This window comes from Nocardioides palaemonis (assembly GCF_018275325.1).
GTDB lineage: Bacteria > Actinomycetota > Actinomycetes > Propionibacteriales > Nocardioidaceae > Nocardioides > Nocardioides palaemonis.
In genome coordinates this window covers 168,619-193,491 of record NZ_JAGVQR010000001.1, presented here as the reverse complement: position 1 = coordinate 193,491, position 24,873 = coordinate 168,619, and the positions used below count along the sequence as shown (strand labels likewise).

22 protein-coding genes are annotated in these 24,873 nt (G+C 74.3%); 12 read left to right on the top strand and 10 right to left on the bottom strand.

The features are described 5' to 3' along the window. Positions 1 to 34 precede the first annotated feature (34 nt). Complete coding sequence (locus KDN32_RS00895) at positions 35 to 712, bottom strand: TrmH family RNA methyltransferase (RefSeq protein ID WP_249216326.1); 678 nt, start codon at positions 710 to 712, stop codon at positions 35 to 37. A gap of 82 nt (positions 713 to 794) precedes the next feature. On the opposite strand from KDN32_RS00895, the gene KDN32_RS00890 reads away from it, so the two are divergent. After that, the gene (locus KDN32_RS00890) at positions 795 to 1,541 is read left to right on the top strand and encodes a DedA family protein (protein ID WP_307853599.1); all 747 of its coding nucleotides are present in this window, start codon (positions 795 to 797) and stop codon (positions 1,539 to 1,541) included. 10 nt (positions 1,542 to 1,551) lie between these two features. On the opposite strand, the gene pyrE is transcribed toward KDN32_RS00890, so the two are convergent. After that, a complete protein-coding gene (pyrE, locus tag KDN32_RS00885) occupies positions 1,552 to 2,079 on the bottom strand; it encodes an orotate phosphoribosyltransferase (protein WP_211730247.1) in 528 nt (175 codons plus the stop codon). Positions 2,080 to 2,132: 53 nt separating this feature from the next. On the opposite strand from pyrE, the gene KDN32_RS00880 reads away from it, so the two are divergent. After that, positions 2,133 to 3,329 (top strand): pyridoxal phosphate-dependent aminotransferase, encoded by a 1,197-nt coding sequence (locus KDN32_RS00880; RefSeq protein WP_211730246.1) that lies wholly within the window; start codon positions 2,133 to 2,135, stop codon positions 3,327 to 3,329. A gap of 1 nt (position 3,330) precedes the next feature. Here the strand turns inward: KDN32_RS00880 and KDN32_RS00875 are convergent, their stop codons facing one another. Continuing rightward, entirely contained in the window at positions 3,331 to 4,137 is an 807-nt protein-coding gene (locus KDN32_RS00875) for a DUF4064 domain-containing protein (RefSeq protein ID WP_211730245.1), read from the bottom strand. A 45-nt stretch (positions 4,138 to 4,182) separates the two neighbouring features. Further along, on the bottom strand, positions 4,183 to 5,247 hold the full coding sequence (locus KDN32_RS00870) for a hypothetical protein (protein WP_211730244.1): 1,065 nt from the start codon (positions 5,245 to 5,247) through the stop codon (positions 4,183 to 4,185). A gap of 161 nt (positions 5,248 to 5,408) precedes the next feature. Here KDN32_RS00870 and KDN32_RS00865 point away from each other — a divergent pair, with 161 nt between their 5' ends. The 4 genes from KDN32_RS00865 to KDN32_RS00850 all read left to right on the top strand — a co-directional run bounded on the left by KDN32_RS00865 (position 5,409) and on the right by KDN32_RS00850 (position 8,852). Beyond that, positions 5,409 to 6,314, top strand: coding sequence for an ABC transporter ATP-binding protein (locus tag KDN32_RS00865; protein WP_211730243.1), 906 nt, complete (start codon positions 5,409 to 5,411; stop codon positions 6,312 to 6,314). Continuing rightward, positions 6,311 to 7,135, top strand: a complete 825-nt coding sequence (locus KDN32_RS00860) for an ABC transporter permease (RefSeq protein ID WP_211730242.1) — start codon at positions 6,311 to 6,313, stop codon at positions 7,133 to 7,135. The genes KDN32_RS00865 and KDN32_RS00860 overlap by 4 nt, the downstream gene beginning before the upstream one ends. A 230-nt stretch (positions 7,136 to 7,365) precedes the next feature. After that, the gene (locus tag KDN32_RS00855) at positions 7,366 to 7,908 is read left to right on the top strand and encodes a cysteine hydrolase family protein (RefSeq protein WP_211730241.1); all 543 of its coding nucleotides are present in this window, start codon (positions 7,366 to 7,368) and stop codon (positions 7,906 to 7,908) included. Continuing rightward, entirely contained in the window at positions 7,905 to 8,852 is a 948-nt protein-coding gene (locus KDN32_RS00850; protein WP_211730240.1) for a PfkB family carbohydrate kinase, read from the top strand. The genes KDN32_RS00855 and KDN32_RS00850 overlap by 4 nt, the downstream gene beginning before the upstream one ends. Before the next feature lie 52 nt (positions 8,853 to 8,904). Here KDN32_RS00850 and KDN32_RS00845 read toward each other — a convergent pair whose 3' ends face one another. The 4 genes from KDN32_RS00845 to kdgD all read right to left on the bottom strand — a co-directional run bounded on the left by KDN32_RS00845 (position 8,905) and on the right by kdgD (position 13,454). Then, entirely contained in the window at positions 8,905 to 9,396 is a 492-nt protein-coding gene (locus KDN32_RS00845; RefSeq protein ID WP_211730239.1) for a pyridoxamine 5'-phosphate oxidase family protein, read from the bottom strand. 274 nt (positions 9,397 to 9,670) lie between these two features. Continuing rightward, positions 9,671 to 11,008 carry an enolase C-terminal domain-like protein gene (locus KDN32_RS00840; RefSeq protein ID WP_307853597.1) on the bottom strand — a complete coding sequence of 446 codons (1,338 nt, stop codon included), beginning with the start codon at positions 11,006 to 11,008 and terminating at the stop codon, positions 9,671 to 9,673. Further along, positions 11,005 to 12,501, bottom strand: a complete 1,497-nt coding sequence (locus KDN32_RS00835) for an aldehyde dehydrogenase (NADP(+)) (protein ID WP_249216325.1) — start codon at positions 12,499 to 12,501, stop codon at positions 11,005 to 11,007. Before KDN32_RS00835 ends, KDN32_RS00840 begins: the two co-directional genes overlap by 4 nt. A gap of 26 nt (positions 12,502 to 12,527) precedes the next feature. Next, on the bottom strand, positions 12,528 to 13,454 hold the full coding sequence (kdgD, locus tag KDN32_RS00830; RefSeq protein WP_211730238.1) for a 5-dehydro-4-deoxyglucarate dehydratase: 927 nt from the start codon (positions 13,452 to 13,454) through the stop codon (positions 12,528 to 12,530). A 206-nt stretch (positions 13,455 to 13,660) separates the two neighbouring features. Between kdgD and KDN32_RS00825 the strand changes: the two genes are divergently transcribed. The 5 genes from KDN32_RS00825 (at position 13,661) to KDN32_RS00805 (ending at position 21,046) form a co-directional block, all read left to right on the top strand. Further along, positions 13,661 to 14,323 (top strand): hypothetical protein, encoded by a 663-nt coding sequence (locus KDN32_RS00825; RefSeq protein WP_211730237.1) that lies wholly within the window; start codon positions 13,661 to 13,663, stop codon positions 14,321 to 14,323. 74 nt (positions 14,324 to 14,397) lie between these two features. Then, positions 14,398 to 17,631 (top strand): ATP-binding protein, encoded by a 3,234-nt coding sequence (locus KDN32_RS00820; protein ID WP_211730236.1) that lies wholly within the window; start codon positions 14,398 to 14,400, stop codon positions 17,629 to 17,631. Between the two features lie 70 nt (positions 17,632 to 17,701). Then, a complete protein-coding gene (locus tag KDN32_RS00815) occupies positions 17,702 to 19,033 on the top strand; it encodes a hemerythrin domain-containing protein (RefSeq protein WP_211730235.1) in 1,332 nt (443 codons plus the stop codon). Continuing rightward, positions 19,030 to 19,941: a GNAT family N-acetyltransferase gene (locus tag KDN32_RS00810; RefSeq protein WP_211730234.1), complete on the top strand. Its 912-nt coding sequence runs from the start codon at positions 19,030 to 19,032 to the stop codon at positions 19,939 to 19,941. The genes KDN32_RS00815 and KDN32_RS00810 overlap by 4 nt, the downstream gene beginning before the upstream one ends. A 292-nt stretch (positions 19,942 to 20,233) precedes the next feature. Then, entirely contained in the window at positions 20,234 to 21,046 is an 813-nt protein-coding gene (locus tag KDN32_RS00805) for a Rossmann-fold NAD(P)-binding domain-containing protein (protein WP_211730233.1), read from the top strand. 79 nt (positions 21,047 to 21,125) lie between these two features. On the opposite strand, the gene KDN32_RS00800 is transcribed toward KDN32_RS00805, so the two are convergent. Beyond that, positions 21,126 to 22,556, bottom strand: a complete 1,431-nt coding sequence (locus KDN32_RS00800; protein ID WP_211730232.1) for an NAD(P)-binding protein — start codon at positions 22,554 to 22,556, stop codon at positions 21,126 to 21,128. An 88-nt stretch (positions 22,557 to 22,644) separates the two neighbouring features. On the opposite strand from KDN32_RS00800, the gene KDN32_RS00795 reads away from it, so the two are divergent. Then, positions 22,645 to 23,100 (top strand): GNAT family N-acetyltransferase, encoded by a 456-nt coding sequence (locus KDN32_RS00795; RefSeq protein ID WP_211730231.1) that lies wholly within the window; start codon positions 22,645 to 22,647, stop codon positions 23,098 to 23,100. On the opposite strand, the gene KDN32_RS23105 is transcribed toward KDN32_RS00795, so the two are convergent. Continuing rightward, positions 23,081 to 24,841 carry a sensor histidine kinase gene (locus tag KDN32_RS23105; RefSeq protein WP_211730230.1) on the bottom strand — a complete coding sequence of 587 codons (1,761 nt, stop codon included), beginning with the start codon at positions 24,839 to 24,841 and terminating at the stop codon, positions 23,081 to 23,083. The two genes, KDN32_RS00795 and KDN32_RS23105, sit on opposite strands and share 20 nt — an antisense overlap. Positions 24,842 to 24,873: the final 32 nt, after the last annotated feature.

Genomic DNA, 24,873 nt, shown 5'->3' with positions numbered 1-24,873 from the left:
CCCGTGACCCCGTCGCCCGCACCGGGCGGCGGGGTCAGCCGCGCCAGGCGCCGTCGCCGGTGAGGTCGGCGTGCGTGCGCACCCAGGAGTGCATCGCGATCGCCGCTGCCGCGCTGGCGTTGATCGACCGCGTCGAGCCGAACTGGGCGATCGAGAAGGTCCCGTCGCACGCCTCGCGCGCCCCGTCCGAGAGACCCGGCCCCTCCTGTCCGAAGAGGAAGCACACCCGTCGCGGCACCTCCATCGTCTCGAGGTGCTCCGAACCCGGCAGGTTGTCGATGCCGAGCAGCCGGACCGGGCCGCCGTCGTGCTCGTGGAGGTACGCCGCGAGCGCCGCGGCGTCCGGGTGGTGCCGGACGTGCTGGTAGCGGTCGGTGACCATCGCGCCGCGACGGTTCCACCGCCGGTTGCCGACGATGTGCACCTCGGCGGCGAGGAACGCGTTGGCCGAGCGCACGATCGTGCCGATGTTGAAGTCGTGCTGCCAGTTCTCGATCGCCACGTGGAAGTCGTGGCGGCGGGTGTCGAGGTCGGCCACGATCGCCTCGAGGCTCCAGTAGCGGTAGCGGTCGACGACGTTGCGCCGGTCGCCGTCGCGCAGCAGGTCGGGGTCCCAGTGCGCGCCGACCGGCCAGTCCCCGGGCCACGGCCCGACGCCGACCTCGGGCGGGCCGTGGGGCATCGGGTCGTAGGGCGCACGCTCGTCCTGCATGGCGCCACCCTAGGCAGGCCCCGCCGTCGCGGCCGCTCCGGCCGTTTCCCGCGGCGTCGGTCCCGGCGACTACCCTTCCCGGGTGATCTCTCTCCTCGACCGCGCAGGGACGGTGACCCCGCTCCTGCTGGGGATCGACTGGATGGACCCCAACTGGCTGCTCGACCGGTTCGGCACCGAGCTGTTCTGGATCAGCCTGGTCATCGTCTTCGTCGAGTGCGGCCTGTTCTTCCCGATCCTGCCGGGTGACACGCTCCTGTTCGCCCTCGGGCTCTTCATCGCCACCGGCCAGCTCGACCTGTTCCCCGGCCCTCCGTTCGTGGAGGTGCTGATCGCGATGGCGGCGCTGACGGGGGCGGCCTTCCTCGGCAACGTCGTGGGCTACGAGATCGGCCGGAAGATCGGTCCACCGCTCTACGAGCGCGACGGCCGCATCATCAAGCGCAAGTACTTCGACCAGACCACGGCGTTCTTCGACCGCCACGGCAACAAGGCGCTGGTGATCGGGCGGTTCGTGCCGTTCGTGCGCACCTACATCACCGTGGTGGCCGGCGTGACCCGGATGGAGCGCCACCGCTTCTTCCTCTGGAGCGCGGTCGGCGCCGTGCTGTGGGTCGTCGTGATCACCCTGCTCGGCTTCTTCCTCGGCGACGCGTTCCCCCACCTGGGCGAGAGCATCGACAAGCTGGTGATCGTGATCGTCGCCTTCTCGGTGATCCCGATCGTCGTCGAGTGGGTCCGCCACCGGCGCACCAACGCCGCCGGCGCCGAGGTCGGCGACCACGACGGCGGCCCCGACCGCGACATCACCGGCCGCGACCTGGACTGAGCCGGGTCGGTCAGCCCTGCGCCGCGTCGAGGTCGGCGCGGGTGAGGACCGAGCGGACCTCCAGCCCCACGTCGGCGAGCGGGTTCTCCCCCGCGGGCGACCGGTCGATCGCGCACACCACGACCTCGACCGTCGCGCCGGCGGCCCGCAGCTCGCGGGTCGCGTCGCGCACGGCGCCCCCGGTGGTGATCACGTCCTCGATGATCGTGATCCGCCGACCGGCCACGTCGGGCCCCTCGGCCAGCTTGCAGGTGCCGTACTCCTTGGCCTTCTTGCGCACGAAGAGCGCCGGCAGCCCGGTCTTCGCCGACACCATCGTCGCGATCGGGATGCCGCCCAGCTCGAGCCCGCCGAGCAGCTCCGTGCCGTCCGGGAGCAGGTCGAGCATCCGGGTCGCGACCCGGTCGAGCAGCGCGGGCTGCGCCTCGAAGAGGTACTTGTCGAAGTAGGTGTCGGCGACCTGGCCGGACCTGAGGGTGAACTCCCCGGTCAGGCGGCAGGCCGCGTCGATGTCGCGTGCGAGCGTCTCGTCAACCACGGCCCGCAGCCTAGCCACGACCGGTCCGTCGTGCCCCGGCTAGTCTCGCGAGCATGCCTGCCACGCCCGGCCCGTCCGTCCTGTCCGACCGCGTCGCGCAGATCCCGCCGACGGTCTTCTCGGAGATGTCGGCGCTCGCGGTGCGCACCGGGGCGCTCAACCTCGGGCAGGGCTTCCCCGACGTCGACGGGCCCGCGTCGGTCGTCGCCGCCGCCGTGGAGGCGCTGCAGGCGGGCGCCAACCAGTACGCCCCCGGCATCGGCGTGCCCGCGCTGCGCGCCGCGATCGCGCGCCACCAGCAGCGGCACTACGGGCTCACTCCCGACCCCGACACCGAGGTGGTCGTCACCACCGGGTGCACCGAGGCGATCGCGGGGGCGCTGCTCGGGCTGGTCGACCCCGGCGACGAGGTCGTGGTGCTCGAGCCCTACTACGACTCCTACACCGCGATGCTCGACATGTGCGGTGCCCGGCGGCGCCCCGTCACTCTCCGCGCTGAGACCGGCTTCCGGCCCGACCCCGACGAGCTCCGCGCGGCGATCACCCCGGCGACGAAGCTCGTGCTGCTGAACACCCCGCACAACCCCACCGGCACGGTCCTCACGCGCGAGGAGCTGCAGCTGGTGGCGGACCTCGCGATCGAGAACGACGTCCTGGTCGTCACCGACGAGGTCTACGAGCACCTGGTCTTCGACGACGCGCGGTCCGCCGAGGGGCAGGTACCGATCGCCACCCTCCCGGGCATGTGGGAGCGCACGCTCACGCTGTCGAGCGTGGGCAAGAGCTGGTCGTTCACCGGGTGGAAGGTCGGGTGGGCCACCGGTCCCGCCCGGCTCGTGCAGGCGGTGCTCGCCGCGAAGCAGTGGCTGACCTTCACGTCGGGAGCGCCCCTGCAGCCGGCGGTGGCCCACGCGCTCGACCACGAGCCCGAGTGGCCAGCCGCGCTGGCGCGGGACCTGCAGGCGCGGCGCGACCTGCTGTGCGCCGGGCTCGCGGAGGCCGGGCTGCCGGCACGGCTGCCCGAGGGGACCTACTTCGCCACCACCGACATCAGCCACCTCGGCTGGGAGGACGGGCGCGCGTTCTGCCTCGCGCTGCCCGAGCGGGCCGGCGTCGTCGCGATCCCCACGCAGGGGTTCTACGACGACGCCGACGCCGGGCGTCAGCTGGTGCGCTGGGCGTTCTGCAAGGAGCCGGCCGTGATCAGCGAGGGCGTACGACGCCTCGCCGCGGCCGACCTGGCCCGCTGAGTCAGCGGTACGGGTTGTCCGGCTGCTCCGAGCCGCTGCCGCCGTCGACGGGCGGCTGGCCGTACGGGTTCTGCGACGGCGGCGGCGGGTAGCTCGGCGCCTCGGATCCGGGCTGCGACCCGTAGGGGCCGGGCTGCTGGGTGCCGTAGGTCGGGTACTGCCCGCCGTAGGTGCCGTCGCTGCCGTAGCCACCGGCCGGGCCGGCCAGCGCCGCGCCCTGGCCCTTGAACCAGTCGCCGGCGCCGCCGACGAACAGCAGCACGACGACCGCGATGGCGGCGATCAGCGGGACGATCGAGACGCCGCTGCCGATGCCGATGAGCGACAGCAGCGCGGTCACGCTGCTGGAGATGACCAGCAGGATGCGCGCGACGTTGGAGCGCCGCAGCACGAAGACGGCCAGCACGATCGCGATCAGCGCCCACAGCGCGAAGACGAGGAAGACCGCGACGATCACGCCGGCCAGCGACTCGGCGTCGATGGTGACGTCGGTGGTGCTCACGCTCGACTGCATCTCGCGGTCGAACGCCGACACGAACTCGTCGCGGGCGACGACGAACATCAGCGCGATGATCCCGAACAGGGCGGCCGACAGGCCGGAGAACACGATCGTGATCCACGCGGCCACCGTCACGGTGGTGGGCCGACGGTCAGGGTCGACCGTCCCGTAGGGCTGCTGCCCGTACTGCCCGTACGGCTGCTGGCCGTAGGGCGGCTGCCCGTAGGACTGCTGGCCGTAGGGCTGCTGGCCGGACGGGGTCGGCTGCCCGTAGGGCGTGTGGGTGGGACCGGGATCCTGCTCGCTCATGGGGCCATCTCACCATGTCGCTGGTGGCCGCAGGGTGAATGACGCTCAGTGCTGCTCGACCGAGAACCAGCGGCGCACCTCGACCCGCCGCAGCAGGACGACCGTCACCAGCGCGGCGGCGGCCGGCACGAGCACCAGCGTGGTGCTCCCGAGCAGGGCCAGGCTGGCGCCGGCGCTCAGCGCGGCCACGACCATCAGCCCGCGACGGGCCCAGTCGCGGCGGGCCATCACGAAGCCGGCCAGCACCAGCGCCACCGAGCACCACAGGACGAACCCGCCGGCCATGGCGAGCATCATGCCGCGGAGGTCGTCGGCGCTCACGCCGGCCTCGGCGAGCTCGGGCTGCTGCTCGTCGATCAGCCGGGCGACCAGGTCGGGCGCGAGGCCCGCCATCGCGATCCACATCACCGAGAGCGCGAGCAGGCCGCCGGCCATCACCACCGTGAGGACGAACGCGGTGACCACCGCGCCCGGTCGCAGGACCGGGACGGGCCGCTGTGCCGGACGCGGTGCCTGCTGCGGCTGCCACGGCTGCGACGGGTGCTCGCCGAACGGTCGGCCGGCCGGCGGCGGGGCGTACGGCGGCGGCGGTCCGCCGGCGCCGGGGCGACCGGTTGCGGCGGGCGTACGCGCCGGGGCGGGCTCGCGCGGCGGGGGCGGCGTCCAGCGCCCGGTGGCGAACCACTCGCGGGCAGGCACCATCCACAGCATCGCCGCGCCGGCGGCCACGAACGAGCCCGCGATCGACCCCGACGGCAGCCAGGCGCTCGGGAGCCCGGCGAGGAAGACCACCACCGCGAAGACCGTCAGCCCGAGCCGGGCGCCCTTGTCGGGGCGCCGGACCCACCAGCCGAGGATCCCGGTGGCGCACGCGGACGCCGCCGCCACCAGCGCCAGGACCCGGACCAGCCCGGTCAGCCCGTCGGCGTCGAGGCCGAGGGAGGAGACGGGCGGGTCGGAGAGCGCGGCGTCGATCGCGGCCTGCGTGTCCAGGGAGCCGAGCGAGGCCACCTGGCCCCACGCGCTCACCAGGACCACGAGCGAGGAGGCGATGACCAGCCCCGAGGCCAGGGTGACCTGGGGCGGACGCGTCTTGATCGGCTCGCTCACCGGGCCAGTGTCCCAAACCGCGCCCAACGCGCGTGCACGGCCAAGCCACCCCGGGCGCCGGCTCGGGGCTCGACGCCGGGGTGGACTCAGGGTCGAGCTCAGGGCGCGACCGGGCCCGCTCCCCGATGTGCGGCGGGCGGGCGCGCCGCGAGGGTTGACCCATGATCAGCGTCGAGTCCCTCACCAAGCAGTACGGCCCGTTCACGGCCGTCGACCACGTGTCCTTCACCGCGGCGACCGGTCGCGTCACCGGATTCCTCGGCCCCAACGGTGCCGGCAAGTCCACCACCATGCGCGTCATGGTCGGCCTCACCCGCCTCTCGTCGGGTCGCGTCACCATCACCGGGCGCGACTACCGCGAGCTGGTCAACCCCGGCCTCGAGGTCGGCGTCCTGCTGGACGCCTCCGCGCAGCACGCCGGGCGCACCGGACGCGAGATCCTGACCATCGCCCAGCAGACCATGGGCCTGCCGCGGACCCGGGTCGCCGAGACCCTCGCCCGGGTCGGCCTCACCGAGGACGAGGCGAGGCGCCGGGTCCGCGACTACTCCCTCGGCATGCGCCAGCGCCTCGGCATCGCGACGGCCCTCATCGGCGACCCGCAGGTGCTGGTCCTCGACGAGCCGGCCAACGGCCTCGACCCCGCCGGCATCCGCTGGATGCGCGACCTGCTCCGCGGCTTCGCCGACGACGGCGGCACGGTGCTGCTGTCGTCCCACCTGCTGCACGAGATCGAGGTGATCGCCGACGACATCGTGGTGATCGGCCAGGGCCGGATCGTGGCGCAGGGCTCGAAGTCCGAGCTGCTCGCGGCCGCCGGGACCCTCGTCCGCGCCGCCGACCCCACCCAGCACGAACGCCTCGCCCGTGCACTGCACGAGTCGGCGGTCGTCACCACCGCGATCGACGGCGGCCTGCGCGTCGACGCCGACCCCGAGCTCGTGGGAGAGGCCGCGCACCGCGCCGGCGTCGTCCTGCGCGAGCTGCGCGCCGCCGACGGCGCCGGCCTGGAGGAGATGTTCCTCGAGCTCACCGCCGAGACCGCCCGTGAAGGAGCAGCAGCATGAGCACCGCGACCCAGTCCCCGACCGCGCCGGCGCCCGCCGTCGCCGGCGCGCACGCCGCACCCCGCGCCGTACGCCCGATCCCCACCGCCCGCCTGGTGAAGGTCGAGCTGCGCAAGATGTTCGACACCCGCGCCGGCTTCTGGATGATGGCCAGCGTCGGCATCGTGACCGTCCTCGCCACGGCCGCGGTCATCCTCTGGGCGCCGGACGAGGCGATCACCCAGGGCACGTTCTCCACCGCGATCGGGATGCCGTTGTCGGTGGTCCTGCCGATCATCGCGGTGATGTCCGTGACGGGTGAGTACAGCCAGCGCACCGGCCTCACCACCTACACGCTGGTCCCGTGGCGCGGGCGCGTGCTCGCCGCCAAGCTGGTCGGCACCCTCCTCGTCGGCGTCGTCGCGATGTTCCTCGCCCTCGCCGTCGGCGCGGTGGGCAACCTGCTCGGCTCCGCGATCACCGGCCTCGACCCGGTCTGGGACATCACGACCACCCAGTTCGCGAACATCGTGCTGGCCAACGTGCTCGGCATGCTGATGGGCTTCATGCTCGGCGTGCTCTTCCGCTCCACCCCCGGCGCGATCGTCGGCTACTTCGTCTACTCGCTCGTGCTGCCGATCGCGTTCGGCACGCTGGCGGCGCTGCAGTCCTGGTTCGCCGACCTGCAGCCCTGGGTCGACGTGCAGTTCGCGATCACCCGGCTCTTCGACCAGACGATGACCGCCGAGTACTGGCAGCAGCTCGGGGTCACCACCCTGGTCTGGCTCTGGATCCCGCTGGCCCTCGGGCTGCGCGCGATCCTGCGTGCCGAGGTCAAGTAGCCCACGCTCGACCCGGCAGCGCCGGCGGCCACCGGTCGGGGGACCGGTGGTCGCCGGCGCACCTCTGCGTCCCTCCGCCTCCTCCGTCTGATCCGCTCCTCGGCCCGGAGTCCCCGGATATCCGGGGACTCTCGTGCTGTGCACCCGAGATCTCGGGTGCCAGGCACGAGTCCCGGGTGCGAAGTCCTGGCCCCGGCGTCCGCGCGCCGCCGGTCTGACAGGCTGGCGCCATGCACCCGGACGCATGGCTGCTCGTCGTCGACCCGCAGCGGATCTTCGCCGACCCGGCCAGCCAGTGGGGCTCGCCGATGTTCGCCGACATCGTCGAGCCCGTACGCCGCCTCGCCGCCGACGCGGGCGAGCGCACCGTCGTCACCCGCTGGGTGCCCGCGGCCGACCCGCAGGGCAGCTGGCGGGCCTACCTCGACGCGTGGCCGTTCGCCGACGTCGCGGAGGACGACCCGCTGCTCGACCTGGTCCCCGAGGTCTCCGGCCTCGGGCGGCACGTGGTGTCGCTGCCGACGTTCGGCAAGTGGGGCCCCGAGCTGGAGGCGGTGACCGGGCCGACGCCGCACCTCGTCCTCACCGGCGTCGCCACCGACTGCTGCGTGGTGTCCACCGCGCTCGCCGCCGCCGACGCCGGGGCCACCGTCACGGTGGTGACCGATGCCTGCGCGGGGTCCTCGCCGGACAACCAGCGGGCGGCGCTGCACGTGATGGGCCTCTACCCGCCGCAGATCACCCTCGCCACGACGGCGGACCTGCTGCCGTGAGCCGGGTCGTCCACACCGGCCAGGCGCTGGTCGACGTCGTCGTCGAGGTGCCCGACCTCCCGGCCCGCGGCCGGAACGTGATGGCCTCCTCCGCCACCGACTACGCCGGCGGCGCGGTCACCGTGCTCCACGCGGCCGCCCGCTTCGGCGCCTCGTGCGTCCACGCCGGCTCGATCGGCACCGGACCGCACGGCGACCTGGTCCGCGCGGCGCTCGCCGCCGACGGGGTCGCCGCGTCCGCCCCACCGGTGCCCGACCTCGACACCGGCATCTGCGTGGTGATGGTCGAGCCCAGCGCGGAGCGCACCTTCGTCACCACCCTCGGCGCCGAGCGGCGGATCTCGGTGGCCTCGCTCGCCACGTCCGACCCCGGGCCGGGCGACCTGGTCTGCGTCACCGGCTTCTCGCTGGCGCTCGACGCCACGCGCGACCCGCTGCTCGCGTGGCTGCCGACCCTCCACCCCGAGGTGGTCGTCGTGCTCGACCCCGGCGCCGCGTTCGCCGGGCTGCCCGCGGACGTACGTCGGGCGATGCTGGCGGTCACCGACGTGTGGTCGAGCAACGCCGAGGAGGCCGAGGACCTGCTCCGCGAGGTTGGTCAGGAGCCTCCGTCGGACCTCGCGGACCTCACCACCGCGGTCGCTCCCCTGCTCCGCGGCGACGCCGTGGCGATCGTCCGCGACGGGCCGGAGGGCTGTGCGGTGCACGTCGGGGGTGGGGAGACGACGTACGTCCCCGGCTTCCCGCAGACCCCCGTCGACACCAACGGCGCGGGCGACACCCACACCGGCGCGCTCCTCGCCGAGCTCACCGCCGGCACCGGCTGGGTCGAGGGCTGCCGCCGCGCCAACGCGGCCGCGGCGATCAAGGTGACCCGCCGCGGCACGCAGTCGGCGCCCACCGCCGCCGAGGTCGACGCGTTCCTGGCCCACCTCGCTGGTTGAGGTGCGAGGAGCCCCAGCGACGAGCCTCGAAACCTGCTCCCAGTGCGGGCGGCTAGAGCTCGACCGTCTCGTTGGTGGCGGGGAACGTGTCGGGATCCCCGGTCACGGCGGCACGGGCGGCGCCGATCAGCCGGACCACCTTGCTCGACGAGCTCTCCCAGTACTCCGCGGACTCGGCGTGCACCTTGATCAGCGCGAGGCCCGGGGTCTCCAGGCCGTCGGGGAACCACGTCTTCATCAGCGGCGACCAGAGCTCCTCGGCCTTCTGCCGGTCGTGGACGACCTCGGCCCGCCCGGACACTGACGTCCAGGCGCTCTGCTTCTGGTCGGAGAAGCCGACGTTGACCTGTTCGTGCTCGGAGATCTGTCGCGCCTTGTCCGAGTCGTCGTAGGTGAAGAACCACAGGTCGCCGTCGAACTCGACGTCCTGCAGGCCCATCGGGCGGCTCACGTGGCGCCCGTCGGACGTCATCGTCGTCATCATGCAGATCTGCGCGTCGTCCACCAGCTCGGCGACCTTGGCTGCTCCCTCGTCGTGCGCCACGCTTCCTCCTGCTGTCGGGTGCGGAAGGCCTCCGGTACCCCTGGCGCGGACCCGCATTCGCTGGTCGGGCGGCCTCCTCGCTGGTCGAGGTGCGAGGAGCGCCAGCGACGAGCCTCGAGACCTGCGATCGGGGGCGTGGTTTCGAGGCTCGCTGCGCTCGCACCTCAACCACCGAGGGGCCTGCGCTCGCACCTCAACCACCGAGGGGCCTGCGCTCGCACCTCAACCACCGAGGGGCCTGCGCTCGCACCTCAACCACCGAGGGGTGCGCGGGTCAGCGCACGAGGCAGGGGCGCTTGGGATCGAAGACCCAGTCCTCCACGAGGTACTGCATGGCGACCGCGTCGTCGCGCGCGCCCAGGCCGTGCTCCAGGTAGAGCTCGTGCGCCTCGGCGAGCCGGTCGCGGTCGAGCGTGACGCCGAGCCCGGGCGTCGACGGCACCGCGATCGCACCGTCGACGATCTCCAGCGGCTGCTGCGTGAGCCCCTGCCCGTCCTGCCAGATCCAGTGGGTGTCGAGCGCGGTGATCTCGCCGGGTGCGGCGGCCCCGACGTGGGTGAACATGGCGAGCGAGACGTCGAAGTGGTTGTTGGAGTGCGAGCCCCAGGTCAGGCCGAAGTCCTGGCACAGCTGGGCGACGCGCACGGAGCCGGCCATGGTCCAGAAGTGCGGGTCGGCGAGCGGGATGTCGACCGCGTTGGTCCGCACCGCGTCGGCCATCTGGCGCCAGTCGGTGGCGACCATGTTGGTGGCGGTGCGCAGCCCGGTGCGGCGCTTGAATTCGGCCATCACCTCGCGCCCGGAGAAGCCGCCCTCGGCGCCGCACGGGTCCTCGGCGTAGGCCAGGACGTCGTCCTTGCCCTGGAGCAGCCGGACCGCGTCGTCGAGCAGCCAGCCGCCGTTGGGGTCGAGGGTGATCCGGGCGTCGGGGAACCGCTCGTGCAGCGCGGTGACCGCGGCGACCTCCTCCTCGCCGGGCAGCACACCGCCCTTGAGCTTGAAGTCGCTGAAGCCGTAGCGCGCCTGCGCGGCCTCCGCGAGCCGGACGACCGCCTCGGGCGTCATCGCCTCCTCACGGCGCACCCGCTCCCAGTCGTCGACGCCGCCTGATCCGGACGGGGTCTCGCGGAGGTAGGGCAGGTCGGTGCGGTCGGGGTCGCCGACGTAGAAGAGGTAGCCGAGCATCGGCACGCTGGTGCGCTGCTGGCCGTCGCCGAGCAGCTCGGCGACCGGGACGCCCAGGGCCTGCCCGGAGAGGTCGAGGAGCGCCGACTCGAGCGCGGTGACGGCGTGGATCGTGGTGCGGAGGTCGAAGGTCTGCAGGCCCCGACCGCCGGCGTCGCGGTCGGCGTACGCCGTCGCCACCCGCCGCAGCAGGGTGCGGAAGGTCGCGACCGGCTGCCCGACGAGCAGCTCGGCGGCGTCGGCGACGGTCGCGCGGATCGCCTCGCCGCCCGGCACCTCGCCGAGGCCCTCGCGGCCCTCGGAGTCGGTGACGACGGCGATGTTGCGGGTGAAGAACGGGCCGTGGGCGCCGCTGAGGTTGAGCAGCATCGAGTCGTGCCCGGCGACCGGGACGACGTCGACCTTCGCGATCGTCGTGGTGCTCACTCCAGGTCCCCGTCGATCCGGCGGCGCAGGCCCCAGGGGTTGTCGTCGCGCACGGCGTCGGGCAGCAGCGCCGCCGGGACGTCCTGGTAGGCGACCGGTCGCTGGAACCGCTCGATGGCCAGGCTGCCGACGCTGGTCGTGCGGCTGTCGGAGGTGGCCGGGAAGGGACCGCCGTGGACCATCGCGTGGCCCACCTCGACGCCGGTGGGCCAGCCGTTGAAGAGGATCCGGCCGGCCTTCGTCTCGAGCACCGGCAGCAGCGTGGCCGCCGCATCGGCGTCGACGTCCGTGGCGTGGACGGTGGCGGTGAGCTGGCCCTCGAGGCCCTCGAGGCGGGGCAGCAGGTCGGCCGCGTCGTCGAAGCGGACGACGACGCCGGACGCGCCGAAGACCTCGTCGGTGACGGGGCGGTCGAGCCCGGGTGCCTCCACCACCTGCGGGGCGGGTGCGAGGTCGCCGGCGGCCGAGCCCTCGCCGACGACGCGGACGCCCGCGACGTCGCGGAGCGCGGCGGTGCCGGAGCGGTAGGCCTCGGCGATGCCGGGGGTGAGCATCGTCTGACCGGTCGCTGCGGCGACCGCCTCACCGGCGGCGCGCAGGAACGCGTCGCCCTGCTCGCCGCGGGGGAGGAAGAGCAGGCCGGGATTGGTGCAGAACTGGCCGGAGCCGAGCGTGAGGCTGGCGACGTACGCCGTCGCGAGCGCGGTCGGGTCGCCCTCGAGCGCGCCCGGCAGGACGACGACGGGGTTGACCGACGACATCTCGGCGTAGACCGGGATCGGTACCTCGCGCGCCGCGGCGGCCCGCACGATCGCGAGGCCGCCCCCGCGGGAGCCGGTGAAGCCGACCGCGGTGATGCGCGGGTCGGCCACGAGCTCCTGGCCGGTCTCGATGCCGCCGAGCACGAAGGAGAAGGTGCCGGCGGGGAGGCCGGACCTCTCGACCGCGCGGGTGATCGCCCGGGCGACGAGGGTGCCGGTGACCGGGTGCGCGGGGTGACCCTTCACGACGACCGGGCAGCCCGCGGCCAGCGCGGACGCGGTGTCCCCGCCCGCGGTGGAGAAGGCGAGCGGGAAGTTGCTGGCGCCGAAGACAGCGACCGGGCCGAGCGGCACCATCCGCTGGCGGATGTCGGCACGCGGCAGCGGCTCGCGGTCCGGCAGGGCCGGGTCGATGCGGACGCCGAGGTGGTCGCCACGGCGCACGACGCCGGCGAACAACCGCAGCTGGCCGGTCGTACGTCCGACCTCCCCGGCGATGCGACCCTCGGGCAGGCCGCTCTCGCGCACCGCCTCGGCGACGATCGCCTCGCGGTCGGCCTCGATCTCGGCGGCGACCGCCTCCAGGAAGGCGCCGCGCTCGTCCGGGCTGGTGGCGCGGTAGGCGGCGAACGCCTCGGCGGCAGCCGTGGTGGCGGCGACGACGTCGGGGTTCTCGGAGTCGGTGCCCGCCACGATGGACGTCGGAGTGATCGAGGTGGCCTGGTCGGTCATGGGTTCCTTCGGTTCGGGGGTGGGGGTCAGGCCTGCGAGCCTGCCACGGCGTCCACGAGGGCCTGCAGCTCCGCGCGCTCGGCGTCGGTGAGGTCCGACAGCGGCGGCCGGACGGGACCGGCGGGACGGCCGACGGCGGCGAGGCCGGCCTTGACGATGGACACGGCGTAGCCCGGCTCGCGGTCGCGGATCCGGGTGTAGGGGATGACGAAGTCGTTGAGCATGGCGTAGACGACCTTCTGGTCCTGTCGGCGCACGGCGTCGTAGAAGTCGAGCGCGAACTGCGGCACGAAGTTGAAGATCGCCGAGCTGTAGGTCGTGACGCCGAGCTGGAGCAGCGGGAGCGCGAAGACCTCCGCGGTCGGCAGCCCGCCGACGTAGACCAGCCGGTCGCCGAGCTGGGCGTAGGTGCGGGTCATCTGCTCGATCGACCCGACGCCGTCCTTGAAGCCGACGAGGTTGGCGTTGCGCGCGCAGGCCTGCTCGAGCGCCTCGACGCCGAGGACGGCATTGGCGCGGGAGTAGTAGATGACGCCGAGGCTGGTCGCGGCGCACACCGCGCTGACGTGCTCGACGAGCCCGCGCTGCCCGGCCTCGGTGAGGTAGGGCGGCATCAGCAGGATGCCGTCGGCGCCCGCCTCCTCCGCGGCCCGGACCTGCGCGATCGCGTTGACCGTCGACCCGGTCGCCGGCGCGAGCACCGGCACCCGGCCGGCAGCCCCGGCGACGGCGGTGCGCACCACCCGGTCGGCCTCGTCGCCGCTCAGCGAGAAGCCCTCGCCCGTCCCGCCGGCGGCGAAGAGCCCGGCCACGTCGTAGCCGCTGAGCCACTCGAGGTGCTCGCGGTAGGCCGCCTCGTCGACCTGCAGGTCCGCGTCGAAGTGGGTCACCGGGAACGAGAGCAGGCCCCTGCCCAGGGTCTCGACCAGCTCGGTGGGGCTGTAGTTCGTCACGCGCGGCGTCCTTCGGCTCGTCAGTGGTGGCGGTGCGGGTGGGTGTGGCGGTGCTCACCAACCTAGGAACGCGCGACGATGCCTGTCCAAGCCCGATTTGGGATCAAGTGATGCGGTCCGAGCATCGCATCGGGACCGGGTCGCTGGACAGCCGACGCCAAGTCCGCCGCAACCGGGGTGCAAGCAGCCCGCGCCACAGTCGACCCATGACCACCACCACGCTCTACCGCCTCAGCGCGGCCGCACTCGTCTCGTCCTTCCTCCTCAGCCTCGCCGGCGGGGTCCTCCACCCGGTCGTCGACGGGCACTCCCACTCGGTGGACGCGTTCCTCGCGCCACGCTCGCCGGAGGCGCAGTACCTCATCTACGCAGGAGCCGTCCTGCTGATGCTCGGCCTGCCGGGGGGCTACCTGTTCTTCCGCGCCAGCCTCGGCCGGACCGGGTTCGTCGGATTCACCCTCTACATGGTGGGCAACGCGCTCAGCGCGATGTCGCACCTCGTGGTCGAGGCCTTCGTCGGACCGACCCTCGCGGGCGATCCCGATGCCCGCCACCTCGTCTCGGACCAGGACGAGATCTTCGAGGCCACCTCCTTCGTGACGCTGCAGGCCGTCGGGGGGCTGGTGTTCCTCGCCGGGCTGCTGCTCGTCGGGATCGCCCTCGTCCGAGCCGCCGACGTGCCGACCTGGGTCGGCGTGCTGGTGGTCGCTGGCGCGCTCGCGCTCGTCGTGCCGTTCCCCGAGCGGCCGGGCCTGACCGGCCTGCTGGTCGAGCTGCCCCGGGGCACCATGGCCGCCACGCTGGGCGTGCTGATGTGGCGGCGCGTGGTCCGTGAGCCGGTCCGTGAGCGGGAGCCGGCGCTCACCTGAGGCTGCAAGTCCCCTGCAAGTGGGGCGGCTGACGATCGGGCCAGACAGCCGCCCCACCGACCTAGGATCAGCCCATGCTCGAGGTCCGCGCCTTCGGCAGCGTCCGCGCCCGGCTCGACGGCGTACCCGTCGACCTGGGCGGACCACGCCAGCGGGCCGTCCTCGGGATGCTCGTCGCCGCCGGACGCCGCACGGTCTCCACCGACCGCTTCCTCGAGGAGCTGTGGAGCGGCGAGCCGCCGCCCAGCGCCGCGGGTGCCCTGCAGGCCTACGTGTCGCGGCTCAGGTCAGCACTCGAGCCCGACCGCGAGAAGCGCCGGCCGGCCGCCGTCCTGGTCAGCAACCCGCCCGGCTACGCCCTGTCCCGCCCCGTCGAGGCGGTCGACACCTGGCACTTCGCCTCCCTCGTCCAGGGCTCGACGACGCTCCCCGACCGGGACGCGGTGGCGTCGCTCGACGACGCGCTGGCCCTGTGGACGGACGAGCCGTTCGCCGAGTACGCCGACCAGGAGTGGGCGGCCACCGAGGCGGCGCGGCTGCGCGAGCTGCGCGCCGAGGCGGTCGAGCTCCGGGCGGGCGCCACCCTGCGCCTGGGACGCGGGCCGCACGCGGTCGCCGACCTCGAGGAGCACGTCCGCTCCCACCCCCTGCGCGAGCAGGCGGTCGGCCTGCTCGCGCGCGCCTACTACCAGTCGGGCCGCCAGGCAGAGGCCCTGTCGACGCTGGCCTCGTTGCGCACCCGTCTGGTCGAGGAGCTCGGCGTCGACCCGGGTCCGGACCTGCGCGCCCTCGAGTCCGACATCCTCCGCCAGGCCGCCCACCTCGCGCTCCCGCACCCGCCCGTCGACCTCGTCCGCAGCGACCCCGGTCATCCCCGCGGGCCGGACGCCGGGGGCGACGCCCCACTCCTGGTGGGGCGCGAGGACGAGCTGGCCCGCCTGGCGGCCGCCGCGGCCACGCTGCGCCAGCGCGCCGGGGTGGTCTGGGTCGAGGGCGACGCGGGCTACGGCAAGTCGGCGCTCGTCGCCCGCTTCGCCGACCAGTCCGTGGGCGCGTGGTCCGTCGTGCGCGGCCACTGCTCGGAGGTGGCGGGCGCACCCCCGGGGCTCGCCTGGCGCGAGATCCTCGACGACCTCGGGGGCCCCTCCCCTGAGGACCCGCACCCCTTCGCGCTCGCCGACGCCGTGCGTCGCGAGCTCGAGCAGCGTGGCGTGCCGACGCTGATGCTGCTCGAGGACGTGCACCGCGCCGACGACGACACCCTCCAGGTGCTCTGGCGGCTCCTCGAGTCGACCCGTGCGCCAGTCCTCGTGGTGGCGACCTTCCGCAGCCACGAGGTGGGGCGCGACCTCGCCACCGCCCTCGCCCTGACCTCCGAGCGGACCCTGGACCGGATCGTGCTCGGCGGCCTCGACGACGCGGCCGCCCGCGACCTGCTGGCGCAGCACGTCGACGCCCTGCCCGACGGCGTCTGGCGGCGACTCGTGGACCGGTCCGCGGGCAACCCGCTGTTCCTCCGGCAGCTCGCCCAGCTGGTGCAGTCCGAGGGCATCGCCGCGGTCGACACCGTCCCCGCCGCGATCCGCGACCTGCTGCTGCGCCGGATCGAGCGCCTGCCCGCGGCCACCGTCGACGCCCTGTCCCGCGCGTCGGTGCTGGGCCGTGACATCGACTTCGACCTCGTGCTCGCCCTCGAGCAGGAGTGGGGCGACGCCGACGAGGACGCGGTCGCCGGCCACCTCGACGCGGGGTTGGTGGCGGGTCTTCTCGACACGCCGCGACCGGCCGAGCTCCGCTTCACCCACGCGCTCATCCGCGACACCTTCTACGGACGCCTCGCCCCGCTGCGCCGGACCAGGCTGCACCGGGCCGCCCTGGCCACGCTGCGCCGGGAGCGGCCCGACCGGGTGGAGGAGATCGCCCACCACGCGACCGAGAGCCTCGACCGACGCGGCGCGGCCGACGCCGTCGCCCTGCTCGTCGCCGCGGCGGGGCGCAGCGGGCACGCCGGCGCCGTCCCCCACCTGCGCAGCGCCCTGCGCGCGCTCGACCTCGCCGGAGCGGCGCCCCGCGAGTCGTTCGCGGTCCGCCTCGACCTCGTACGAGCCCTGGCCGGCGACGGGAACAGCACGGCCGCCGTGGCGGAGCGGCAGGTGGCGATCGAGGAGGCTCGCGCCCACGGCACCCCGTTCGACGAGGCGCGCGCGTGGCAGTGGCGATCGCCCATGATGTGGACGCGGCGCGCGAGCGACACGGCCGAGCCGGCCGTGCTGGACCGGCTGCGCGACCTGCTCGCGACCATCGGCGACGACGACCCCACCCTGCGCGTCGAGCTGCTCAACGCGTTGGTCATCGAGGCCGACCCGTGGAACATCGACGTCGTCGTGGACGCCGCCGCCGAGGCCCTCGCCCTCGCCGCCGGCGTCGGCGACCTCGAGCTCGAGTGCCGCGCGCTCAACGCGAGCTACTTCGGGGTGCTGGCCTCGGACGACCCGCACCTGCTGGGCCGGACCGGCTCCCGGATGCTCGAGCTCGCCGAGCGGGGCGGTCTGCACGGCTACGCGGCGGTGGCGCACATGCACCTGCACTCCGCAGCCGTCGCCGAGGCGGACCTCGGGACGGCAGCGACCCACATCGAGGCCGCGGTCCGCGCCGGCACGAGCGGCCAGCTGCCGGAGCTCGTGCTGCTCGCCGCGATCTTCGAGGCCACCAGCCGGCTGCTGCAGTCCGACGTCGACGGGGCGCGGACCGCGTTCGACGGCGTGTGCCGGACCATCACCGACGCCGGCGACCCGAACGGCTTCTACATCTGGCTGTGGGCCATGTTCGCCGTCGAGTTCGCGGCCGGCGACACCTCCCGCCTCCACCACGACGCGGTCCGCATGACCGAGCTGATGCCGTGGCACTCGACGGACCTCGTCGTGGTCACCCTCCTCGACGCCGGCGAGGACGACGCGGCCCGGGCCGCGTGGCGGCCGATCCCGATGCAGCACGACGCCACCTGGCTCTTCGACGCCGCCGTGCGCGCCCACGTCGTGCACGCGCTCGACGACGTCGACCACGCGCAGGAGCTCTACGACGCGCTGCTGCCGTGGTCGGGCCAGCTCGCCCGGACCCTCAACGGCGCCCTCGCGATGGGGCCGGTCGACCACTACCTCGGCCTCCTCGCGACCACCCTCGGCGACCACGCCGCCGCGGCGAGGCACCTCGACGCCGCCCAGGACCTCACCGGCCCGGGACGCGCCACCACGTGGGACCGCACCTGGGTCCGCACGCCGCAGCACCTCCGGGTGACCACCCGCCACTGAACGCCCGCATCGAGCGCCCTGCAAGCCGGGCGTCAGTCGACCGCAAGTGCGCGCACGCACGATCGCCGACATGGATCTCCGCGCTCCCTCCGTCCCACCCTCCGTCCCGCCCGCCGTCGTCGCCGCGCTCCGGCGCACCGTCGCCGGCCGGATCCTCTACCCGGCCGACCCGGCCTTCGACGCCCACGCCGCGGACCACCCCGCTGCTCGGCGGCCCGACGTGGTGGTCGTCGCGACCTCCGAGGCCGACGTCGTCGCGGCGGCGCGCGTCGCCGAGGCCCACGGCCTGAGGTGGACGGACCCGGGCCCGGCCGACGTCCCGTCGATGCTGGTCCTGGCCACGCGGGTGGACGGCGTCCTCGTCGACCCGGCGGCCCGCACCGCCACCGCCGGGCCCGGCGCCTCGTGGGACGACGTCGCCGCAGCCGCCGCGCGTTCGGGCCTCGCCCCGCTGACCCGCTCCGACGCACCGGGTTCGGTGGCTGCCGCCGTGCTCGCCGGCACGGCCGCGGCGACCGCGCTCCGCGTGGTGCGCCCCGACGGCTTCGCCCACCTCGTCGACGTCCCCCCGACCGGCGTGGTCCCCGACGGGATCCTCACCGCCGTCGTCGTGCCCCTCGTCGTCCGGACCCCTTCCACCCCTTCCACGCCGTCCACCCCGTCCACCACCGAGACCCCGAGGACCACCATGACCACGACCCTCCCGCCCCTGCTCCTCCCCGGCCAGGCCGCCGCTCCCCCGGGACCGTGCGACCTCACGGGCATGTACGTCATGCACCACGGCTTCCGCCGCGACCTGGCGCGGTTCGACACCGCTGTCGCCCGCACGCCAGCCGACGACCGACCCACGTGGCGCGCGCTCGTCGAGCGGTGGGCGCGCTTCAGCCACGAGCTGCACGAGCACCACGCCAAGGAGGACGTCGGGCTCTGGCCCGTGCTGCTCGACCGCGTGGGCGCCGAGGACCGCGCCGTCCTCGAGGCGATGGAGGAGGAGCACGGGCTCATCGACCCGCTGCTGGCGCAGGTCTCGGCAGGGCTCGCCGCGTTCGCTGCGGGGAGCGCGTCGGCCGTCGGGCCGGCCGAGCGGGCTGCCCTCGTCGACGCGGTGCACACCCTGCGGGGCACCCTCGACGCGCACCTGTCCCACGAGGAGGTCGACGCCATCCGCATCATCCAGGCACACGTCGGCGCCGAGGAGTGGGCCGAGCTGGAGGCGACCGTCCTGCGCGGCAGGTTGTCGCCGAGGCAGATGCTGTTCATGCTCCCGTGGGCGACCGACGAGCTGCCGGCGGAGGCGGTGGACCGGCTGTTCGCCGGCGCACCCGCACCGGTCCGGTGGTTCCACGCCCTCGGCCGCCGTGCCTACGTCCGGCTCGACCGTCGCGCCTTCGTCCACGCATGAGCGTCCTGGACGTCGACCTCCCCGACGGGCTGCGCCACCGGCCCCTGACCCGCGAGGACGCCCCGGCCGTGCTGGCTGCCATCGTCGCCGAGGAGGTCCGCGACCTGGGCGAGTCGTCGATGACGCTCGCCGACGTCGAGGCCGACTGGTTGCGCCCGAGCCACGACATGGCCGACACCGTCGGTGTCCTCGACGGCGACCGGCTGGTCGCCTACGCCGACCTCGTCTCGCCGACGTCGGCCTGCGCGGCCGTCCTGCCCGACCACCAGGGCCGAGGCATCGGCACGGCACTGGCGCGGTGGGTGCAGCAGCGCGCCCGGCTCGCCGGCTCCGACCGGGTCGGTTCGCAAGTGCCCGCGGGCAGCGCCGCCGACCGGCTGATGACCGACCTGGGCTACGAGGTGCTGTGGACCGCGTGGGACCTCGAGCTGCCACCCGACCGCCGGCTCGAGCGCCGTCCGCTCCCGCCGGGGCACGTCGTGGCCGACGCCGCGCCGGGGGACCATCCGCAGGTGTGGGCGCTGCTCGAGGACGCCTTCCTCGAGTGGGCCGATCGCGAGCGCCAGACCTTCGCGGACTTCGGCGCGCGCGTCTGGGGCCGCCCCGACCACGAGCCGTGGAACCTGCGGGTCGTCCGGGACTCCGGGGGCGAGCTCGTGGGGGCGACCCACGTGGTCGTCCTCGGCGGTGGCGAGGTCGCCCACGTCGCCCGGATCGCGGTCCGCCCCGACCGCCGGGGTCGCGGCCTGGCTCGGGCGATGCTGGTCGACGCGTTCGCCGTCGCGCGGGGGCACGGCGCCGTCCGTGCCACCCTCGCGACCGACTCCCGCGCCGGCGCGCGGGCGCTCTACGAGCGCGCGGGCATGGTCGTCACCTCGACCTGGGTCAATCGGAGCGCCCGCCTCTGAGCCACCGGGGTGGCCGTCCGCGGGCCGGTTGCGGCCGCGGCCACGTCGCTCGCAAGCCGCTCGCAAGACCATCGGGGGAAGGTCTTCGCGGCGGCCACCCCGGTCACCTGCACACCCGAGAGGAACCTCCATGCGAACCACCCAGCCTGTCCGTCACCACCCGCGTTGGCTGTCGCCCCGCGAGCGTCGGCTGCGGGCCGACATCCGCCTCGAGATCGCCGTGCGGCGCCTCGAGAACCTGCGATGACGCCCGCCCCGTTCCCGAGCCAGTCGCGGCAGTACGGTCCTCCGTGTGACTCCTGACGTCCTGCTCGTCGGCGCCGGCGACCTCGGCGCGGCCGTCGGGCTGCGGCTCGCCGACCTCGACCTCGACGTGCTCGCGCTGCGGCGCGACGCGACGAAGGTGCCGGCGCCACTGGTGGGACGCTCGGTCGACCTGACCCGCGAGGCGCCGGACCTGAGCGGCGTACGCCCCCGCTTCGTGGTCGTCGCGCTCACCGCGCGGCCACGCACCGAGGAGGCCTACCGCGCGGTCTACGTGGACGGCATGGCGCGGGCGCTCGACGCGCTGGAGGCACTGCCTGAGCGAGCCGTGCTGGTGTCGTCGACCGCGGTGCACCCCAGCAGCGACCGACCCCCGCTCGAGGACGAGACGGTCCCGGCCGCGCCCTCGGACGGTCCGGGCCACGTCCTGCTCGAGGCCGAGGGGGCCTTCCACGCGCGTCTCCCGCACGGGACGGTGCTGCGGCTCTCGGGGCTCTACGGCGGCGACAGCACGCGGCTCGTCGACCAGGTCCGCGAGGGTCGCGTCACCGAGCCGCACCGCTGGACCAACCGGATCCACCGCCGCGACGCCGCAGCCGCGGTGGTGCACCTGCTGACCGTGCCCGCGGCTCCCGAGTCGCTCTACCTCGGCACCGACGACGAGCCCGCGCAGATGGGCGACGTGGCCGCGTTGCTCGCGGCGCGGCTCGGCGTCCCGGCTCCCCCGGCGGCCGACCCCGGGCAGGGTCACGGCAAGCGGCTGTCCAACGCGCGGCTGCGGGCGACCGGATGGGCCCCGACCGTGCCGAGCTACCGCGAGGGCTACGCCTCGGTCGGCTGACCGGGTCCCCCCGACGCCGGCGCGCGCCCCGGTGGTCGAGGAAGTCGCGCAGCGACTGTCACGAGACCCACGGACCCTGTCAGGCGTCCGATGCGGGCACAGGGGCCTCGTGACGGGACTTCGTCCCTCCTCGACCAGCGAAGCCAGCGAGCCGCTCCAGCGCCGCCAGCCCCGGGGCGGTGGCGGCGGCGAGCCGCTCACGCACCGCGTCGAGCCCGGGCGAGCCGGGGTGCTCGGGCGGGATGCGGGACGGGTTGAGCGCGACCGTGTGCGCCCAGGCGGCGATGTCGGGCTCGGCACCGAAGGCCTGCGCCGCGCGGGTGCCGCGGACGTTCATGTCGGCCCACTGCGCCAGCGAGTTGCCGTAGCGCGAGGGCGGGCAGAGCCAGTTCTTCTCCGCGTCGTCGGAGCGGGTGGCCTCGACGTAACCGGTCACCGCGGCCCCGAAGCACGGGAAGCCGGCACGCACCGGCTGGAGGGTGATCGTCCCCGGGCCCCACACCGGCACCAGCGGCGGGTTGCGCAGCGCGTCGGCTGCGCAGTGGACCACGACCGCGTCGTCCGCGATGCCGACGACCGTGCCGTCGGCGAAGACCAGCCGGCCGCGCTCGACGGCCGCGAGGTGGCCGTGGCGCACGACGTGCTCGATCGTCCGCAGCAGCTCGAGCTCCCACACGCCGAGGGTGGGCGCCTTGGCCATCGTCGGCGTCACCGACCGGTCGACCCGCAGCATCACGTCGGCCTCCTCGAGCCGCAGGAAGACCTCGTCGAGGGTCGCGGACGACGCCGCAGCCTCGAAGATCGCCGCGGGCACCCCGAGGAACACCTCGGGATCGGGCTGGATGAGGGCCCGGTTGAGCATCCACGGGTCGCGCGGACGGACCCAGCAGATCGCGTCGGGGTCGACACCACGACCCAGGAGCCACACGCAGGCGTCGGTGGCGGTCTTGCCCGAGCCGACGACGACGTACTGGCTCGGCGCCTCCTCCAGCCGCACCAGGTCGTTGACAGGGAGCACGTGCACGTCGTCGGCGACAGCGAACGGCGGTGGCGTCTCGGCGGGGATGCCGGGCGCGAGGTAGCGACCGTCCACGACGCGGCACGCGTCGGGCACCTCGACGCGGCGGCCGGACACACGGGACACGACCGAGCGGCCCACGACGTCGGCGTTGGTCAGCACCTCGACCCGGCCGGTGTCCTGCAGCCGCTGGGCGACCTGTGCGAAGTAGGTGACGATCTCCGGCTGCGCGGCCCGGACCTGCAGGCCCGCCTCCGGCCCGGTCTCCTGCAGCCTGCCCCCACCGAGCACCGTCGACGGCACGCCGTAGAAGCAGGACGACTGGTGCAGCCGGACGAACGGGTAGGCCTCCAGCCAGTGGCCCCCGACGCCGTGGCGGCGGTCGACGACCGCGACCCGCGCGTCGGAGTGGTCGACCAGCGCGTCGGCGAAGGCCATCCCCATCGCACCCGCGCCGACGACGAGGTAGTCGACGTCCAGAGCTTCGGTCACGGGGCCACCGTGGCACCGCGGGTCGCGCCGCGTCCACAGCGACACCGTCCGACACACCGCGGAAACACCGACCCCCCACCATGGGACGGTGCAGATCTCCCCGGCCGACTTCGCCGACCCGCGCCTCGCGGCCTTCCTGCAGGCGCACCTCGACGACATGGAGCCGACCGCGCCGCCGGAGAGCCGGCACGCGCTCGACCTCACCGCCCTGCAGGGGCCGGGCGTACGCCTCTGGGTCGCCGCCGAGGACGGCGACCTCGTCGGCACGGTCGCCCTCGCGCCGCTCGACCGGGGTCACGAGGAGCTGAAGAGCATGCGGACCGAGCCTCGGCTGCGGGGGCGCGGCGTCGCGTCGAGGCTGCTCGCCCACGCGCTGGCCGACGCGCGCTCGCGCGGCGTCGAGCGGGTCTCGCTGGAGACGGGCAGCATGGCGTTCTTCGAGCCCGCCCGCGCGTTCTACGCGCGCGCCGGGTTCGTGCCCTGCGGACCGTTCGGCTCCTACGTCGAGGACCCGAACAGCACCTTCATGACGCGGGGGCTGTGACCCTCTGCTCCTCGGGAGCCGGCTCCTCGGCGGCCGGGTCGTCCTCGACCACGACCCGTGGCAGGACGACGGTCATCGTCGTGCCCACCCCGAGCGTGGACTCGATGACGATCTGACCGGAGTGACGGCGCACGATCCGCTCGACGATCGCCAGGCCCAGACCGGTGCCGGGACGCGACCTGGCATCGGGGTTGGTGGAGCGGAAGAACTCCTGGAAGAGCCGCTCCTGGTCCTCCTCGGAGATGCCCAGCCCGGAGTCGGCGACGCTGATCCGGACCTCACCCTCCGCCTCGACCAGCCGCACGACGATGTCGCCGCCGTCGTCGGAGTACTTGACGGCGTTGCTGGAGAGGTTGGCGAACATCCGGTGCAGCTCCTCCGGCCGGCCGGCGACGACGACCGGGGCGTCCGGCACGTCGAGGCGGTAGTGCTGCGACCGCGCCTGCGCGGCCGGGTCGCACTCCTCGGCCACCTCGAGCAGCACCTGGCGGAGGTCGACCTGCTCGGGGACGAACTCGCGCTGCGGGTCGGCGATGGCGGCCATGGTGAGCAGGTCGTCGACGACCGAGCGCATCCGCGTGGTGCCGCGGACCGCGGCGGCGATGCACCGCTGGTCGTCCTCGCCGAGCTGCTCGGACTCGACCAGCTCGAGGTTCGCGCTGATCGAGAAGAGCGGCGAGCGGAGCTCGTGGGCGAGGGTGTTGACCATCGAGACGCGGTAGCCCTCGAGGCGGCGCAGCTCCTCGACGAGCGAGCGCTCGGCGTCGAGCGCACGGGCGTTGGCGACCGCGTGGCCGAGGTCGCGCCCGATGTCGAGCGCGGCCTCCTTCTCCAGGTCGGACCACGCCGGGGTGTCGGACACGCGCGACAGCGCGAGGAAGCCCAGGCACTGCGGCCCGGCTCCCATCGGCACGAACAGCACCGAGCCGAGCCCGATGCCCTCGAGGAAGGTCAGCAGCCGGTCGGCGTCGGCCGGGGGGAGGCCGGGCTGCGCCGCCCGACCGCGGGAGAAGTGGGCGACGTACTGGTCGGCCCAGTAGCGGTGCGCGAGGTGCAGCACGACGTCGTCGATCTCGGAGAAGACGGGCTCGGCGTCGGTGCCGACGGCGTACCAGGCCGTCGTGTTGCCGCCGTCCTCGTCGAACGCGGTGAGCCACATGCCGACCGCCCCGAAGCACTCCGTGACGGCCGAGCGGCAGGCCGCCAGCACCTGGTCGAGGGTGGGCTCGCCGAGCGCACGGCGCACGATCTGGCGCGCCTCGTCGGCCATCCGCACCCGGCGCGACAGGTCCTCGCGCTCGAGCGCCAGCAGCACCGACGTCCGGGCCAGGCCGGCGTACTTCTGCAGCAGCGCGAGCTGGTCGGCGCCGGGGCGTCGGCCGTCGCGCGGGCCGTCGACGGAGAGCAGGCCGCGGAGCACGCCCTCGTCGTCGTAGACCGGCGCGGTCAGCAGGTCGAGCGGGTGCCAGGCGTCGGGGGCGTCGAGCTCCCCGGCCTCCGGGACGTGGCTGTACTCCAGCACCTCGTCGCCGACCCGGTCGTGGGGCACGAAGCGCCAGGCGTCCCAGTGGTCGGCCTTGGAGAGCTCGCCCTCGACGACGTGGTGCGGGAGGCGGCGGCCGACGATGTTCTCCACGACGCCCTCACCGGCTCCGGCGACGACCTCGAACTCGTCGCCCCGGCGCAGGCTGATGGCGGACTGCTCGAATCCGGCAAGGACGGCGACGCCCTCGACGAGCACCTGGAGATGCTGACGGGTCTGCTCGTCGGACC

Bases quoted from the DNA above. Each gene is read 5' to 3' on its own strand.
- KDN32_RS00895 (WP_249216326.1), bottom strand. From the start codon at position 712: ATGCAGGACGAGCGTGCGCCCTACGACCCGATGCCCCACGGCCCGCCC.
- KDN32_RS00880 (WP_211730246.1), top strand. From the start codon at position 2,133: ATGCCTGCCACGCCCGGCCCGTCCGTCCTGTCCGACCGCGTCGCGCAG.
- KDN32_RS00875 (WP_211730245.1), bottom strand. From the start codon at position 4,137: ATGAGCGAGCAGGATCCCGGTCCCACCCACACGCCCTACGGGCAGCCG.
- KDN32_RS00865 (WP_211730243.1), top strand. From the start codon at position 5,409: ATGATCAGCGTCGAGTCCCTCACCAAGCAGTACGGCCCGTTCACGGCC.
- KDN32_RS00860 (WP_211730242.1), top strand. From the start codon at position 6,311: ATGAGCACCGCGACCCAGTCCCCGACCGCGCCGGCGCCCGCCGTCGCC.
- KDN32_RS00855 (WP_211730241.1), top strand. From the start codon at position 7,366: ATGCACCCGGACGCATGGCTGCTCGTCGTCGACCCGCAGCGGATCTTC.
- KDN32_RS00835 (WP_249216325.1), bottom strand. From the start codon at position 12,501: ATGACCGACCAGGCCACCTCGATCACTCCGACGTCCATCGTGGCGGGC.
- KDN32_RS00825 (WP_211730237.1), top strand. From the start codon at position 13,661: ATGACCACCACCACGCTCTACCGCCTCAGCGCGGCCGCACTCGTCTCG.
- KDN32_RS00820 (WP_211730236.1), top strand. From the start codon at position 14,398: ATGCTCGAGGTCCGCGCCTTCGGCAGCGTCCGCGCCCGGCTCGACGGC.
- KDN32_RS00815 (WP_211730235.1), top strand. From the start codon at position 17,702: ATGGATCTCCGCGCTCCCTCCGTCCCACCCTCCGTCCCGCCCGCCGTC.
- KDN32_RS00810 (WP_211730234.1), top strand. From the start codon at position 19,030: ATGAGCGTCCTGGACGTCGACCTCCCCGACGGGCTGCGCCACCGGCCC.